General features: G+C 70.3%; 18 protein-coding genes. 8 read left to right on the plus strand and 10 right to left on the minus strand.

Annotated features, from left to right (window positions below; all coding sequences use genetic code 11):
• Nucleotides 1-80: 80 nt before the first annotated feature.
• The 5 genes from AB0C26_RS29850 (at nt 81) to AB0C26_RS29870 (ending at nt 5,327) form a co-directional block, all read left to right on the plus strand.
• Nucleotides 81-1,448, plus strand: a complete 1,368-nt coding sequence (locus tag AB0C26_RS29850) for a sugar ABC transporter substrate-binding protein (protein WP_360254240.1) — start codon at nt 81-83, stop codon at nt 1,446-1,448.
• Nucleotides 1,445-2,401, plus strand: coding sequence for a sugar ABC transporter permease (locus AB0C26_RS29855; RefSeq protein ID WP_360254242.1), 957 nt, complete (start codon nt 1,445-1,447; stop codon nt 2,399-2,401). The genes AB0C26_RS29850 and AB0C26_RS29855 overlap by 4 nt, the downstream gene beginning before the upstream one ends.
• Nucleotides 2,398-3,282 (plus strand): carbohydrate ABC transporter permease, encoded by an 885-nt coding sequence (locus AB0C26_RS29860; protein ID WP_360254244.1) that lies wholly within the window; start codon nt 2,398-2,400, stop codon nt 3,280-3,282. Before AB0C26_RS29855 ends, AB0C26_RS29860 begins: the two co-directional genes overlap by 4 nt.
• Nucleotides 3,283-3,351: 69 nt before the next feature.
• The gene (locus AB0C26_RS29865) at nt 3,352-4,014 is read left to right on the plus strand and encodes a hypothetical protein (RefSeq protein WP_360254246.1); all 663 of its coding nucleotides are present in this window, start codon (nt 3,352-3,354) and stop codon (nt 4,012-4,014) included.
• A gap of 536 nt (nt 4,015-4,550) precedes the next feature.
• The gene (locus tag AB0C26_RS29870; RefSeq protein WP_360254248.1) at nt 4,551-5,327 is read left to right on the plus strand and encodes a hypothetical protein; all 777 of its coding nucleotides are present in this window, start codon (nt 4,551-4,553) and stop codon (nt 5,325-5,327) included.
• Here AB0C26_RS29870 and AB0C26_RS29875 read toward each other — a convergent pair.
• Together AB0C26_RS29875 and AB0C26_RS29880 are read right to left on the minus strand one after the other, a co-directional pair.
• Entirely contained in the window at nt 5,324-5,539 is a 216-nt protein-coding gene (locus AB0C26_RS29875) for a hypothetical protein (RefSeq protein ID WP_360254250.1), read from the minus strand. The two genes, AB0C26_RS29870 and AB0C26_RS29875, sit on opposite strands and share 4 nt — an antisense overlap.
• A gap of 51 nt (nt 5,540-5,590) precedes the next feature.
• On the minus strand, nt 5,591-6,103 hold the full coding sequence (locus AB0C26_RS29880) for an O-acetyl-ADP-ribose deacetylase (RefSeq protein WP_360254252.1): 513 nt from the start codon (nt 6,101-6,103) through the stop codon (nt 5,591-5,593).
• Nucleotides 6,104-6,228: 125 nt separating this feature from the next.
• On the opposite strand from AB0C26_RS29880, the gene AB0C26_RS29885 reads away from it, so the two are divergent.
• Entirely contained in the window at nt 6,229-6,975 is a 747-nt protein-coding gene (locus AB0C26_RS29885; RefSeq protein WP_360254254.1) for an ATP-binding protein, read from the plus strand.
• Here the strand turns inward: AB0C26_RS29885 and AB0C26_RS29890 are convergent.
• Nucleotides 6,972-7,328 (minus strand): hypothetical protein, encoded by a 357-nt coding sequence (locus AB0C26_RS29890; RefSeq protein WP_360254256.1) that lies wholly within the window; start codon nt 7,326-7,328, stop codon nt 6,972-6,974. The genes AB0C26_RS29885 and AB0C26_RS29890 overlap by 4 nt on opposite strands.
• Before the next feature lie 125 nt (nt 7,329-7,453).
• On the opposite strand from AB0C26_RS29890, the gene AB0C26_RS29895 reads away from it, so the two are divergent.
• Nucleotides 7,454-7,702 carry a hypothetical protein gene (locus tag AB0C26_RS29895; protein ID WP_360254258.1) on the plus strand — a complete coding sequence of 83 codons (249 nt, stop codon included), beginning with the start codon at nt 7,454-7,456 and terminating at the stop codon, nt 7,700-7,702.
• On the opposite strand, the gene AB0C26_RS29900 is transcribed toward AB0C26_RS29895, so the two are convergent.
• Genes AB0C26_RS29900 through AB0C26_RS29920 form a run of 5 tightly spaced genes read right to left on the minus strand, consistent with a single transcriptional unit; the run spans nt 7,692 to nt 11,897 of the window.
• The gene (locus AB0C26_RS29900) at nt 7,692-8,651 is read right to left on the minus strand and encodes an acetylxylan esterase (RefSeq protein ID WP_360254776.1); all 960 of its coding nucleotides are present in this window, start codon (nt 8,649-8,651) and stop codon (nt 7,692-7,694) included. The genes AB0C26_RS29895 and AB0C26_RS29900 overlap by 11 nt on opposite strands.
• Nucleotides 8,652-8,676: 25 nt before the next feature.
• The gene (locus tag AB0C26_RS29905) at nt 8,677-9,468 is read right to left on the minus strand and encodes an AraC family transcriptional regulator (RefSeq protein WP_360254260.1); all 792 of its coding nucleotides are present in this window, start codon (nt 9,466-9,468) and stop codon (nt 8,677-8,679) included.
• A 9-nt stretch (nt 9,469-9,477) separates the two neighbouring features.
• Entirely contained in the window at nt 9,478-10,248 is a 771-nt protein-coding gene (locus AB0C26_RS29910; protein WP_360254262.1) for an alpha/beta hydrolase, read from the minus strand.
• A gap of 51 nt (nt 10,249-10,299) precedes the next feature.
• Nucleotides 10,300-10,764: an HAD domain-containing protein gene (locus AB0C26_RS29915; protein ID WP_360254264.1), complete on the minus strand. Its 465-nt coding sequence runs from the start codon at nt 10,762-10,764 to the stop codon at nt 10,300-10,302.
• Complete coding sequence (locus tag AB0C26_RS29920; RefSeq protein WP_360254266.1) at nt 10,761-11,897, minus strand: NAD(P)/FAD-dependent oxidoreductase; 1,137 nt, start codon at nt 11,895-11,897, stop codon at nt 10,761-10,763. The genes AB0C26_RS29915 and AB0C26_RS29920 overlap by 4 nt, the downstream gene beginning before the upstream one ends.
• A 78-nt stretch (nt 11,898-11,975) precedes the next feature.
• Here AB0C26_RS29920 and AB0C26_RS29925 point away from each other — a divergent pair, with 78 nt between their 5' ends.
• On the plus strand, nt 11,976-12,641 hold the full coding sequence (locus AB0C26_RS29925; protein WP_360254268.1) for a TetR/AcrR family transcriptional regulator: 666 nt from the start codon (nt 11,976-11,978) through the stop codon (nt 12,639-12,641).
• A gap of 9 nt (nt 12,642-12,650) precedes the next feature.
• On the opposite strand, the gene AB0C26_RS29930 is transcribed toward AB0C26_RS29925, so the two are convergent.
• Both AB0C26_RS29930 and AB0C26_RS29935 read right to left on the minus strand, forming a co-directional pair.
• Nucleotides 12,651-13,232: a hypothetical protein gene (locus AB0C26_RS29930; protein WP_360254270.1), complete on the minus strand. Its 582-nt coding sequence runs from the start codon at nt 13,230-13,232 to the stop codon at nt 12,651-12,653.
• A 3-nt stretch (nt 13,233-13,235) separates the two neighbouring features.
• Nucleotides 13,236-14,159 (minus strand): AraC family transcriptional regulator, encoded by a 924-nt coding sequence (locus AB0C26_RS29935; protein WP_360254272.1) that lies wholly within the window; start codon nt 14,157-14,159, stop codon nt 13,236-13,238.
• Nucleotides 14,160-14,164: the final 5 nt, after the last annotated feature.

Below are 14,164 nucleotides of genomic sequence, written 5' to 3' on the forward strand. Positions count from 1 at the left end.
ACATGGTGTCGATCTCAGGCATCTACTGAGGGCCGGTGTAACCGGCGTCACAGGGCGCCGGGCCTCGCTGAGGAGGCCCCATGTCCCGCAGGCATCCGCGCGCTCTGATCGCCGCGTCCGCCGCCTTTCTGCTCGCCCTGACCGGGTGCGCGGGCTGGGGCGGCGGGCCGGGCGGCGAAGGCCCCAACAGCATCAACGTCCTGATGGTGAACAACCCGCAGATGATCGATCTGCAGCGGCTCACCGCCGACAACTTCACCAGGCAGACCGGCATCAACGTCAACTTCACGGTGCTTCCGGAGAACGACGTCCGCGACAAGATCAGCCAGGAGTTCTCCAGTCAGGCCGGTCAGTACGACGTGGCCTCGCTCAGCAACTTCGAGATCCCGATCTACGCCAAGTCGAAGTGGATCGCCCCGCTCGACGACTACGTGGCCGCCGACACCGCCTTCAACCAGGCCGACATCCTCAAGCCGATGACGACCTCGCTGACCGCCGACGACGGCAAACTGTACGGCGAGCCCTTCTACGGCGAGTCGTCGTTCCTGATGTTCCGCAAGGACGTGCTCGAGTCGGCCGGCGTCCAGATGCCGTCCAACCCGACCTGGCGGCAGGTGGCCGACATCGCCGCCCAGGTCGACGGCGAACAGCCCGGCATGCGCGGCATCTGCCTGCGCGGCCAGCCCGGCTGGGGCCAGATCTTCGCCCCGCTCACCACGGTGGTCAACACGTTCGGCGGCACGTGGTTCGAGCAGGACTGGACGGCCAAGGTCGACGCGCCCGAGTTCACCGAGGCCACCAAGTTCTACGTCGACCTCGTCCGGGCGCACGGCGAGAACGGCGCCCCGCAGGCCGGCTTCACCGAGTGCCTCAACAACCTGATCCAGGGCAACGTCGCCATGTGGTACGACGCCACGAGCGCCGCCGGCTCCCTCGAAGCCGACGACTCCCCGGTCAAAGGCAAGATCGGCTATGTGGCGGCCCCGGTCGAGAAGACCAAGTCGTCCGGCTGGCTGTACGCCTGGTCGTGGAGCATCCAGCAGGCCAGCGAGAAGAAGGACAACGCCTGGAAGTTCATCTCCTGGGCCTCCAGCAAGCAGTACGAGGAACTGGTCGGCCAGCAGGTCGGATGGTCCAGTGTCCCCGCCGGCAAGCGCGCCTCGACGTACGAGAACCAGGATTATCTGAAGGTGGCCTCGGCCTTCGCCGAGCCGACGAAGTCGGCCATCGAGAGCGCCGACCCCCGCAACCCCGGTGTGCAGCCGCGCCCGGCGATCGGCATCCAGTTCATCGACATCCCCGAGTTCACCGACCTGGGCACCCAGGTGTCGCAGTACGTGAGCTCGGCCATCGCCGGCCAGATGAGCGTCGAGGACGCGCTGAAACGCGGCCAGCGCCTGGCCGAGGACGTCTCCGAGCGCTACCAGTCACGGGAGGGAAAGCCATGACTTCCGTCGCCGAGAAGTCCCGCGTCGGCACCGAGGGCCCACCCCCGTCCGGCGTCGCCCGCCGCAGCTCGGCCTGGGCCCGCCGCGCCCCGCTGATGCCCGCCCTGATCTTCATGATCGTGGTGACCCAGTTGCCGTTCGTGGCCACCCTGGTCATCTCGTTCATGAACTGGAACGCCTACTACCCCGACGAGGTGGGCTTCGCCGGCTTCGACAACTTCGTGCGCGTCTTCACCGACGTCAACATGCGCGACGCGGTCTGGACGACGATTCTGCTGACGGCCGGAGTCGTACTCATCAGCCTGGTCCTGGGTCTCGGCATCGCTATCCTGCTGGATCGCAAGTTCCGGGGCCGGGGCGCGGTCCGCACGATGATGATCGCCCCGTTCCTGGTGGTGCCGGTGGCGGCGGCGCTGATCTGGAAGCACGCCCTCTACAACCCCGAGTACGGCCTGTTCAACGGCGCGCTGACCTGGATCTGGGGCCTGTTCGGCTCGGACAACCCGCCCCAGCCGGACTGGATCAGCAACATGCCACTGTGGGCGGTCATCTTCTCCCTGGTCTGGCAGTGGACCCCGTTCATGATGCTGATCCTGCTGGCCGGCCTGCAGGGCCGCCCGCTCGACGTGATCGAGGCGGCCCGCATCGACGGCGCCAACAACTGGCAGATCTTCCGCAGCATGACCCTGCCCCACCTGCGGCAGTACCTGGAGCTGGGCGCGCTGCTGGGCTCGATCTACATCGTCCAGAACTTCGACGCCGTCTTCACCATCACGTCCGGCGGCCTCGGCACGGCCAACCTGCCGTACACGATCTATCAGATCTTCTACCAGGCCCACGACTACGGCCGCGCCTCGGCGGCCGCGGTCATCGTCGTGATCGGCACCATCATCATCGCGACGTTCGCCCTGCGTACGGTCTCGTCGCTCTTCAAGCAGGAGGCAGGCCGATGAGCATCACGGACACCGCACCTGTTCCCGCCACCCGCGACGAACGGGGCCGCCCGGTCAAGAAGCGCAAGGAGGGCGCCAACATCTGGCTCTCCCTGCTGGCCTGGGTGGTCGGCATCCTGTTCGTACTGCCGGTCGTCTGGATGGTCCTGACCTCGTTCCACTCCGAGGCCAACGCCGCCCAGAACCCGCCCGCGGTCTTCGCGCCGCTCACCTGGGAGGGCTACCGCGAGTTCTTCTCCGGCGGCGCCAGCCCGTGGCCGCCGCTGCTGAACTCGATGACCGCCAGCATCATCTCCACGGCCCTGGTGCTGCTGCTGTCCCTGCCGGCCGCGTACGCGCTGAGCATCAAGCCGGTGAAGAAGTGGACCGACGTCCTGTTCTTCTTCCTCTCCACCAAGATGCTCCCGGTAGTCGCCGGCCTGCTCCCGCTGTACTTGTTCGCCCAGTACAGCGGCCTGCTGGACAACATCTGGCTGCTGATCCTCTTCTACACGTCGATGAACCTGCCGATCGCCGTCTGGATGATGCGCTCGTTCCTTTCCGAGGTTCCGGTGGAAATGCTCGAGGCGGCCTCGATGGACGGCGCCGGCCTGACAAAGACTTTGCGCTCGGTCATCGCCCCCGTGGTCACCCCCGGCATCGCCGCCACCGCGCTGATCTGCTTCATCTTCAGCTGGAACGAGCTCCTGTTCGCCCGAGTCCTGACGGCCACGGTCGCGGAGACCGCCCCCGTCTTCCTCACCTCGTTCGTCACCAGTCAGGGGCTGTTCCTGGCCCAGCTGTGCGCCGCCGCCTTCGTGGTCTCCCTGCCAGTCCTGATCGCCGGTTTCGCCGCCCAGGACAAGCTGGTCCAGGGCCTCTCCCTCGGCTCGGTGAAGTAAAGCCTTCTCTCCGCCCCCGAAATAAAGGTGGCCGGCCCGCGAAAGCGGACCGGCCACCCGGGCCGGATCGTGACGCTGCTCGACGCTTCCGGGGACGGCATACGGGTAGCCACCGCCCGGCACCGGAACCCCGGCCGTGCGACCGCGCCCCGAGCCGCAACCTGCCGCCGATGCGGCTTTCATGTCTTCGCCGACCTGGATCGACCAACCATTTTGCGGCAGAATGCAGCGATGCAATTCACTGAACAGTTTGCCGGAACGGCTGCCCAGACTATCCCCGTCTTGGCGTTCGCCGCCTCCTTGGAACTCGGATCGCATCGTCGGGTAATGAAGTCCTTCCTGGATCAGGTAAGCGCCCCTGACCTAGATGAAAAAAGGTTGCGATCAATAGCTGGGAAGCTTCTCGCGTCGCAAATTCTGACGCTGCTTTATGTGATAATAATGGTCACGTCCATCCTTTCGGAGCTGGCCTGTATCGACGTCTTGACAAAACGGGATGACACGATTGTCGGACTGAAGTTCGTAGTCACCTCGATGGGCCTCTCGTTCGCGCTCTTGATTCTCATTCCGCTCATTTCTTTGATCATCGATCAATCGGTCTGGCAGGCATCCTCGATGCGATCCTTCCTGCGCCTTCGCCGCGCGGCCAACGCAAGAGTTTCATCCGGTGAACCGAAGCCGGCGACTTCCTCCGACTCCAGCGATGCCATTGGTGGAGAAGCGGCTAGCTGACTTCTCGCGCGCTAAGACTTGCTCTGATCGGGTGCGGCGGCATGAACTGGCATGGAAGGCCATTGTGCCGCGTGGCAACCCTTAGCGGGGCCTGGGCTTCGTACTCGTGATGCAGGCGGTAAATGATTTGCATGAGGTTTCCTGGTTTCGGCAGGAAGGTGGCGGCGGAGTTCGAGTAAGCCGACACCACTTCCACGACGAAGTGTCGGCGCTGCAGGCCGAGTGGCCTTTGTCTTCCGAAAGACCGTCGTTGTGGCGCGGCAGTTGGCATGATCTGAGGGCGTCGCGACAACGGGGGAACGGATGCTGGTCGAGGTGCTGCTGGACGCGCCTGTTCATGTTCACCACGGGTTCCTGACCCTGGGGGAGAGCGAATTCGTTCCGGAGGGCGCCGCCCGCGGCCAGGTCAACGGGCTGTGCGGGGCCGCGGTGCCCGGCGTGCTGCTCATGCACACCGGGCTGCAAACGGGCGAGGTGCAGGTGCGGATCGAGCTGTACGCGGCCGAGCGCCGCTCGGCGACGAGTGGCGCGACGTCGTGGAGGTCCTGTACACGACGACGGCCCTCGGCGGTCTTGACTCGTCCGCGGGGACGATCGATCTGCCGCCCGGGGTCTACCGGGCGCGCTACTGCGCCGCCGACATGCGGCGCGACCGGGACGTGGAGGAGTCCGGCGGGCGCTACCTGCTCCAGTTCTGGCCGGCGACCGGCGTCGACCGGATCGTGCGGCAGAGTAGTGAGTACGCCGCGTACTGGCACCGCGAAGGACCCGAGCCCGCCCTGACCCGCGACGAGCTGGCCGGCCGGGTCGCGGACCTGCGCCGGTGCCGGGCCGAGCGGCAGGCCGAGGAGACCGAGGAGGAACTCGCCGAGACCTGGGAAGGCGACGTTCCCGACGATCCGCGCCTGCGCGAGGCCGGCTGGTACGCGGCGTCGCTGTGGCGGCTCGACCCCGCCCTCGTCGAGGCGCTGGCCGAGGCCGGCGACCGGCAGAGGCGTGCCGTCACCGCGTGGGCGGTCGAACGCGTCCTCGACGACGCGCAGCTGATGACGCAGCCGTGGGCCGGCCCGTCGCTCGCCGCGCTGCGCGAGGGCGCGCCACTCGACACCGGGAAGATCCGCGGGACGTTGCCACCCATGCCGATGGAGGAACACGACCTGGCCGCCGCCCAGAACCTGGCGGCCGACGTCCTGCTCAACGCATCCGTCGGCCTGAACACCCTGGGCGACGCCTGCGAAGCGGTCATGGAGGCCGTCTACCGAAGCCCTACTCCAGAGCCCGTACTGTCCGGCGCCCGCCGCCTCCTGGACTAGGTCTTCCCGACCATGACGAGTTCGCGGGCCTCCCGGGTCACCGGCTCTTTCTGCCAGCCGCCGAAGCGGTGGGTGACGGTGAACCCGGCCGCGTCGAGGGAGGTCTCCAGCGCAGTCTGGGCGCGGAAGGCGAGCACGTCGCGGGTCACCTCGCGTTCGCCGGTTCGCCGGTCGTGGGTGAACGTGTCGTAGGTGACCAGAGGCAACGCCACCTCGACGGTCTCCGGTAGTCGTGGTCGTCCGCGTTCAGCTCGTCGTAGGCCTCAGCGAAGTCCATGGACCTTCTCCGCGAGGCGCCGGGTCTCGTCGTCGAACAGGACGAGGCGGACCGAGTCGACGTCGGCGGTCGACGATTCGATGGCGGTCAGGGCCTGGGCGATCGCGTCCGGTCGGGGCCAGCGGTACACGCCCGACGAGATCAGCGGGAAAGCCACCGTACGCGCGCCCAGCCCGGCCGCGACGTCGAGCGAGTTGGTGTAGCAGGCGCGCAACAGCGGCGAGCGGTCCTCGTCCGTGCTGTGGACCGGTCCCACGGTGTGGATGACCCAGCGCGCCGGCAGGCGGCCGGCGGTGGTGGCCACGGCCTGGCCGGTCGCGAGGCCCCGGCCGTAGTGGGAAGCCCGCAGGGCCCGGCACTCCTCGAGGATGGCCGGGCCGCCCTTGCGGTGGATGGCGCCGTCGACACCGCCCCCGCCGAGCAGGGAGGAGTTGGCCGCGTTGACTATCGCGTCGGTGGCCGACGTGGTGATGTCGCCGGTGACCAGTTCGATGAACATGGTCGATTTATAGCGATCGGCGGCGAAGTGCGCACCTGCAATTTGCACTCTCAGTGTCGCGAGTGGTGACGGAATGGTCGCGGAGGGGATTGGCTCCGGTTGCGTCGGCGTGATATGCCCGGTCCGTGGGTCGACAAGGGGACGACAAGGCCGTCACGGCGGTCGTGGACCACGACACCGGCATCATCGAGCTGAGCGTGCGCGGGCGCTGGAACCGGCAGGTGTGGCTCGAGTCGTATCGGATGCTGAACAAGTGCCTGGCCGGCCATCCGGCCGGGCTGGTACTCGACCTGTCCGCGTTCGAGGATCCGCGGGCCGGCAGCACCTCGCTCTGGCTGACCGCGGCCGCCCAGGGCGAGCGGATGGAGCCGCCCGTGCCGGTGGTGACCTGCATGGCCGCCGCCAACCTGACTCCGGAGCTCGCCCGGATGCCGCATTTCGCGTCCATCCGATCGGCCCGCACCGCGATCACCAGTCATCGGACCACGACTTCCCAGGTACGGCTCCAGCTTCAGCCCCGCCCGTCCTCGTCGGCCAGTGCCCGCCAGCTGGTCACCGCCGCCTGCGAGGAGTGGGGCATGCCCCTGCTGCTGCCCCGGGCCCGGCTCGTCGCCACCGAACTGGTGAACAACGCCGTCCGGCACGCCCGTACCGACATCGACGTCGTCATCTCGCATCGCGGCCAGCTGCGCCGCCCGGTCTCGCGGCGCACCACCTACCTGCACCTGGCCGTCTACGACCGGGACCGCCGCCTGCCCGAGCCGGCCGGTGGCCGCGGTCTGCACATCGTCCGCATAGCCTCGCAGGGCTGGGGCGCCCTGCCCACCCGCGAGGGCAAGGTGGTCTGGGCGCTGCTGCGCGAGCAGGACTAGTCGGCGGCCTGCTTGGTCAGGGAGAACTGGAGGCGCCAGCCGGCCTCTTCCAGGGCCGACGTGTGGTGGGCCAGGACATCCTCGACGCTGCGGCTGTCGCGGCCCTCGACGGCCCGGCTCACCTCGACGTCCAGCTCGGCCAGGCCCTGATCCAGCGAGGCCATGTACGTGGACCACTCGCGCTCGGTGGCCAGCTCGCTCTTGTCGTGGGCGCGCTCCAGGCCGTCCCGCAGCTTGCCCAGCGAGGCCCGGATGGGCGCGGTGAAGGCCGGATGCCGTGCCGCGAAGGTGCGCTCGGCGCCGCTGACCCGTCGGACGACCTTGTCGACCCGCTCCTGCTTCACAGATGTCACCGCGCCACGTTACGACCCGCCGGCGCCGTCCCGGAAGATTCCGGGTGAACAGAGAGTGCTTTCCCACACACGTAAACGGGGTCGCGCCGCGTCGGCCGTCCTGCCGGCGGCGGCCCGGATCGCCCGTGCCAACCAGGCCGCCGGCCTGCCCGCGCTGCGCCTGCTCTCCCGCCGGGCCCGGACTGCGCGAAGCGCGGCGCTGGGCCGGGGCGTCGTTGTCCGCCTCGCACCCGCCGGCCGGTCTGCGGGCCGAGATGCTTGAGCGGCGGCCTCAGCGGCCGGCCGCGGTCACGCTCACCGCGGCCGAGTCGGCCCGGATCGGCGCCGAGCTGGCCCCGTACGCCGAGCGGGTGCGGCTCGCCCTCACCGAGTGACCGCCCCACCGGTCAGGAACCGCAGGGCGTTCTCCTCGTCGAGGATGGCGCCGCCCTCGTGACCGTTGTACTCCCAGATCTTCATCTCCTTGGCCCCGGCGTAGTTGTGGTAGGCGCCGTAGACGGTGGAGGACGGGCAGACGGCGTCGCGCAGCGCGACCGAGAAGAGCGCCGGCGCCGTCGCCCGGGCCGCGAAGTTGACGCCGTCGAAGTAGGCGAGCGTCCGGAACACCTGCTCCTCCTCGCCGCGGTGCACGGCCAGATAATTGATGATTTCCCGGTACGGAAAGGCGTCAGTGACCCGTACCGCCCGCGGAAAATCGCACAGGAACGGGACGAAGGCCACCACCCCGGCCAGGTCCCGGCGCAGGCCGGCCACCGCGAGGGACATGCCACCGCCCTGACTGCCGCCGACCACGTGGACCCGGTCGCCGTCGACCACGTCCAGGCTTCGCGCCGCGTCGACGGCCCGGACCGCGTCGGTGAACAGCCGCCGGTAGTAGTAGCCGGCCGGGTCGAGGATGCCGCGGGTCAGAACGCCCGGCACCTGCGGCGGCGACGGCGCCTCGTCGGGCGTGACACCGAGGCTCCAGCCCGAGCCCTGCCCACGCGTGTCCATCTGCAGGTGGGCGAAGCCGGCCGAGGCCCAGAGCAGATTTTCCAGCTCGTGGCCGCGCCCACCGCCGTACCCCACGAATTGCACGACGGCCGGCAGCGGCCCCTCGACCCCGGCCGGCACACGCAGCCAGGCGTGCACCTCCTGGCCGCCGAAACCCCGGAACGTCAGGTCGTACGTCGTGATGGTCCGCAGATTCGTCGGAACCTCACGCGTCCGCACGTCGAGGTCGCCCTGGGCGGAGAGTGTTTCGGCCCAGAAGGCGTCGAAGTCGTCCGGCGCGGTGACCGAGCTGCGGTACGTCGCCAGCTGCTCGGGGGAGAGATCAGTGATCATGCCTTAGATGGTCCGCCACCGGTCAAGGCGCCCAGGCGACGTCGTCGATGCCCAGCCACGGCGCCGTCGCGACGGCGGCCGGGGTCAAGCCGGTGAACGCGACCACCTCGCGGTGCAGGTGCGACTGGTCGGCGTAGCCGCTGGCCCCCGCCACCCCGGCCGGGGCGTGCCCCGCGGCGAGCAGGTGCGCGGCCCGGTCGAAGCGCACGAGCTGGGCGGCCCGCTTGGGGGTGATGCCGAGCTGGGCACGGAACCGTGACCACAGGCGCTGGCGGCTCCAGCCGACCTCCGCGGCCAGCTCGTCGACCCGTACCCGGCCCCGGCTCACCCGCGTCCGCCGCCAGACGTGAGCAACCTCCGGATCGACCCGGCGGGTGCGTTCCCGCCGCTCCAGAAGCGCGGCCGCGACGGCGAACCGCTCACCCCACGACGCGGCGGCGCGCAGTCGCGCCTCCCACGCCGCCCCCAGCGGCGCGACCCGGCCGGTGAGCTCGGGTGACTCGCCGAGCACGGCCGCCGCCACGGCCGGATCGAGCCGGATCTGCAGGCACTCGACCCGGGCCCGCCCGGTCGCCCGGAGCCGGCCCGGCAGGAGCCCGATGACGGCGCTGCCGCGCAGCCCGGCGCCGTCGTAGTCGACTCCCTCGCCCTCGCTCAGGTCGATCAGCAGGGTGACTGACGGATGGGCCACCATGGTGATGTCCCACGGGGTGGCGGCACGCTGACGGAACCCGGCCATGCGAACCCCGGGCGGCAGGCTCGATCGGGGCGGCACGGCGACCTCCACGTCCGGCCACGCCCAGTTCCGCGGCATGCGTCCACACTAGGCGCCCACGAAGTCCAGCAGCAGCTTGCTGGTGGCTTCGGGCGCTTCGAGGATCGGGAGGTGCCCGACGCCGGGCATCATCTCGACCCGGGGATAGCGGCGGGCCGCCGACGGATCCCACTTGGGGTCGGCGTCACCGCAGATGGCCAGCACCGGGACGGCGAGGACGGCGAGGCGTTCGGGCAGGGTGCGTTCTTCCAGGTACGCGGTGTTGGCGCGCAACACCTTCCGCATGCTCCGATAGGTGATCCCCCGAACGCCGGCGACCACGCTGTCCGGGACGTCGACCGGCCGGGCCGCGGTGGCGGCGATGCCCTTCCGGATCCAGGCGTCCGTCCGCACCCGCCAGATGAGCGCCCCGAACGGCGGCCCCAGCAGCAGGCGCAGCACGAGCGGCTGCGGGCGCAGGGCGTCCATGCTGGGCCCGGTGCCGATCAGCGTGAGCGACCCCACCAGTTCGGGACGCCTCTCGGCCAGGGCGGTGCCGACGTAGCCGCCGCTGGAGTGCCCGGCCACGGCCACGCCCCGCAGCCCCCGTTCGTCCAGCACCCGCGCCACCAGCGCCGCCTGCCCCGGCACGTCGTACCCCGCCGCCGGCGGCGACTGCCCGCAGCCCGACAGATCGACCCGGATGACATGACACACCGTGGCCAGCCACGGAACCATCAGATCCCACGACGACGCCGCCGCCCCCGATCCGTGAATGAGCAACAGCGCCGGCCCTTGCCGCGGCCCGTCCTGAACGACGTGCAACCCGTGTCCCGTCATACCGACGACGATGCGGCCCCGGGACAGCCCCCGTATTGAACGAATGTCGCGTCAGCGATGCCCGTCCACCCATGAGCGGACAGCAGCGAAGTCCCCCTCGGCCAGGCCGACGTGAGGATCGACGCGGTGAAGCAGAGCCGGCCCCGGATACGCGGTCTCGGTCCACCAGCGATCGGTCTCGCTGATCTCGTCGTCGAGCCACACGAACGGCCGCCCATCGGCCTGCGCGGTGATGTACGGGGTCTTCCAGTGCAGGCCGTTCAGGGGCGGGGGAGTGGTCTCGGCCGGCAGATCCAGGACCGGGAGCGGGGGCAGGCTCAGGCGCGGGGCGACCAGGTCGTTGGCGTCGGACATCCAGGTGGTGGCCCAGATCAGGTCACAGCCCAGGGCGAGCAGGCGGGGGCCGTCGGCCGGGTTCAGGCGCTGAAGCAGCGGATGCGCGGGATCGGGCGGGGAGGTCGACCGGTGGGTGAAGGGCAGCAGGGGGCCGTCGACGTCGAGGAAGAGGAGGGTCAACTGGCGTCCTGGCCGGTGCCGTTGAGCAGGGTGACGAGTCCGTGGGGCGCGCTGTCGCCGAAGATGAGGTCGATAGTCTCGTGCGCGGCCACCGCTTCGGCCTCGCCGCGGGCGAACATTACTTGCTCGTACGCGGCGAAGGCGGCTTCGACGTCGCCGGGGTGCGCGGCGATCGCTTCGCCGAGGTCGGCGCCGTCGAGCATGGCGATGTTCGCGCCTTCGCCGCCGGGGACGGTCACGTGTGCGGCGTCGCCGAGCAGTGTCACGCCCGGTGTGCGGGCCCATCGGTGGCGGTCGGGAAGCTGGTAGACGCGGCGCAGGACCGGCGCCGTGTCGGCGGCGGTGATCAGGGCGGTCAGTTCGGGCGCCCACCCTTCGAACTCGGCCGCGATCCGCGCCTTGGTGGCTTCGGCGTCGGCGAAGTCGATGTCGTCGAACCACTCGACCGGCCGGTCGAGCGCGACGTACGCGTGGATGGTGTTGTTCGCTTCGCGGTGGGCGAGGAACCCCCGGCCGGGGGTGAGCGCGTACATGGCGCCGTCGCCGACGGCCTTGGCCGCGTCAGGGTGGCGGTCGTCGACGTCGTGCAGATAGGTATCGACGTAACTCATACCCGCGTACGCCGGCTTCTCGTCCGACAGCAGTGCTCTCACCCGCGACCAGGTCCCCTCGGCGCCGACGAGGATATCGGTGGTGACTGTCGAGCCGTCCGCGAAGCTGAGCTCGTGCCGCCCCAGGCCGAGGGGAGTGGCTGCCACGACCTTCTTGCCCCACTGCACGGTGCCGGCCGGCAGCGACTCGAGCAGGATGCGCCGGATGTCGCCGCGCTGCGCTTCCGGGCGGGCCAGGGAACCGTCGTCGGGTACCTCGGCGAGCACCGTGCCGTGCTGATCGAGGACCCGCTGCGCTCCACCACCGGCGTGGATGATCGCGCGGAACTCCGCGGTGAGCCCGGCGATCTCGAGGGCGCGCTGGCCGTTGTGTTCGTGCAGGTCGAGCTGACCGCCCTGGGTACGGGACCGGGCCGAGTCCTCGGCGTCGTAGACGGTGACCGGCACGTCGTGCCGGTGCAGGACGCGGGCGAGCGTGAGGCCGCCGAGGCCGGCGCCGACGATGGTGACAGGAGTAGTCATGTGAATCCTCTCGACAAGTTTGGACCGTCGGTCCAAGTCAGGTTGGACCACTGGTCCAACTGTGTCAAGATGATGGACATGACCGACCCCAGGCCGCGAAACACCAGGCGCAGCGATGCGCTCTCCCGGGAGCGGATCGTCGAGGCGGCCGTCGAGGTGCTCGACGCGAACGGCGAGGCGGGTCTGACGGTCCGCGCGCTGACGGCCCACCTGTCGACCGGCCGCGGTGCGATCTATCACCACGTCGCCAACAAGGAAGGGCTGCTGGCCGCGGCCGCGGACGAGATCGTCGGGCGGGTGACGGCCGGAGCCGGCGACGACGAGGACCCCGAGCGGGCCATCCGTGCTCTCGCGCTCGGGATCTTCGACGCGATCGACGCGCACCCGTGGGTCGGGACCCAACTCTCCCGCGAACCATGGCAACCCGCCGTGTTCCGGATCTGGAAGAGTCTCGGATCGCACCTGCGGCGCCTCGGCGTGCCCGGACCGGCCCGGGCGGACGCCGGATCGGCGTTGGTCAACTACGTCCTCGGCGCGGCCGCGCAGTACGCCGCGGGGGCCCGGCGAGCGGCCGGCGACGCGGACCGCAAGGCCTACCTGGAGACCGTGGCGGCACAATGGGCGTACCACGACCCGGACCCGATGGTGCGGGAGGCGGCCTCGCAACTGCCGGACCACGACGACCGTGAGCAGTTCCTGGCGGGCGTGGACATCTTCCTGACCGGCGTCATCGCCCGCCGGTGACACCGCGCGTCACTCCGGGCGGGGCTGTTCCGTCTCGAAGTCGATCTCTCGCTGGTCGGCGGCGCGGTCGCGGGCGTCAGCGCGGGTGTCGCGGGCGTCGGCGGCGTGGTCGCGGGTCTCGGCGGCGTGGTCGCGGGTCTCGGCGGCGTGGTCGCGGGTCTCGGCGGCGTGGTCGCGCTCGGCTCGGCGGTCGCTGCGGAACGCCTCGCGCCGGTCCAGGAAGCTTTCGCGGTCGCGCAGCTTCTGTTCGCGATCACGGAGGCTCTTCTCCCGGCTGTCCCACTGTTCCTCTCCGCCGACGATCCGCTGGTCGGCGAGCTGCCGCATCTCCTCCGGACCGGGGCGGGCGGCGCGGACGGCCTGCCGTACGTCCTCGGGCGGCAGACGGTGGGCGCGGTACGCCTCGGCGGCCCGGCGTTCCGCGGCGGCGAAAAGGCGGTCACGGGCGGCGTGCTCGGCGGCGGAGGGCAGCGTGCCGGCCATCTGCTCGTGGAGGCGGGCGCTCGCCTCGGCCGTCGTGGCCATGTCGTCGGCGATCTGTGCGAGGCGGTCGAAGTGGGCGTCGAGGGAGGACGGGCGCTCGCTGCTCATGGCTCATCTTCCCGCAGTTACGAGATGAGCGCTCCGGTAGTCGCGGGGGGATACGCCGGTCACCCGTTTGAACGCCGTGCTCAGGGCGCTCTCCGACGCGTAGCCGACCTGGTGGGCGATGGCCGCCATGGTGCCGTCGGAGCGGCGCAGGCGGGCCGAGGCCAGCTCGATGCGCCAGCGGGTGAGGTAGTCGAGCGGACCCTGGCCCACGGTCTGTTTGAAGCGGGCGGCCAGCGTGGAGCGGGAGACGGCGGCGACCGCGGCCAGTTCGGCGACCGTCCACGGGTGGGCCGGGCGGGCGTGCATGGCTCGCAGGGCGGGCGCGACCACCGGGTCGGACAGGCCGGACAGCCAGCCGGCCGGCGGGTGGGCCCGCAGGTGCAGCCGCAGCAGGTGGATGAGCATGACCTGGGCCAGGTGGTCGGTGACCAGTCCGGCCCCGGGCGGGTGGTCCCGCAGTTCGGCGTCGATCTGGTCGAGCGCCCAGCGCACGGTCGCGGCGGCGGGCGAGGACCCGGGCACGTGGATCACCGCCGGCAGGGCGTCGAGCAGAAGTTCCTCGGCGCGCTCGCCGAAGCCGAACCGGCCGCCGAGGATGAAGACGCCGGACCCGGTGCCGGCGTGGGCCACGCCGCCGGTGGCGGCCGCGAAGATCGGGCCGGCCGGGACCGCGGGCACGTCGAGCGAACTGGCCAGCGTGAACGCCCGGGGGCGGGTCAGCAGGAAGCAGTCGCCGGCCGACAGGGGATAGGTGACGCCGTCGACCTGCAGGAGGCAGCTTCCCCGGCGTACGGCATTGAATTTGACCGCCGGAGGCGGCTCGAAGGCCACCGCCCAGTCGCCGCCGGCCGCGAACCCCACCGACAGCCGGCTGGTCGTACCGACAAGGGCGAGGACGTCATGCAGAGGATCGGATTGGACGCTCACGAAAC

Origin of the sequence: Actinoplanes sp. NPDC048796 (genome assembly GCF_040650035.1) — a bacterium.
Taxonomy (GTDB): Bacteria; Actinomycetota; Actinomycetes; order Mycobacteriales; family Micromonosporaceae; genus Actinoplanes.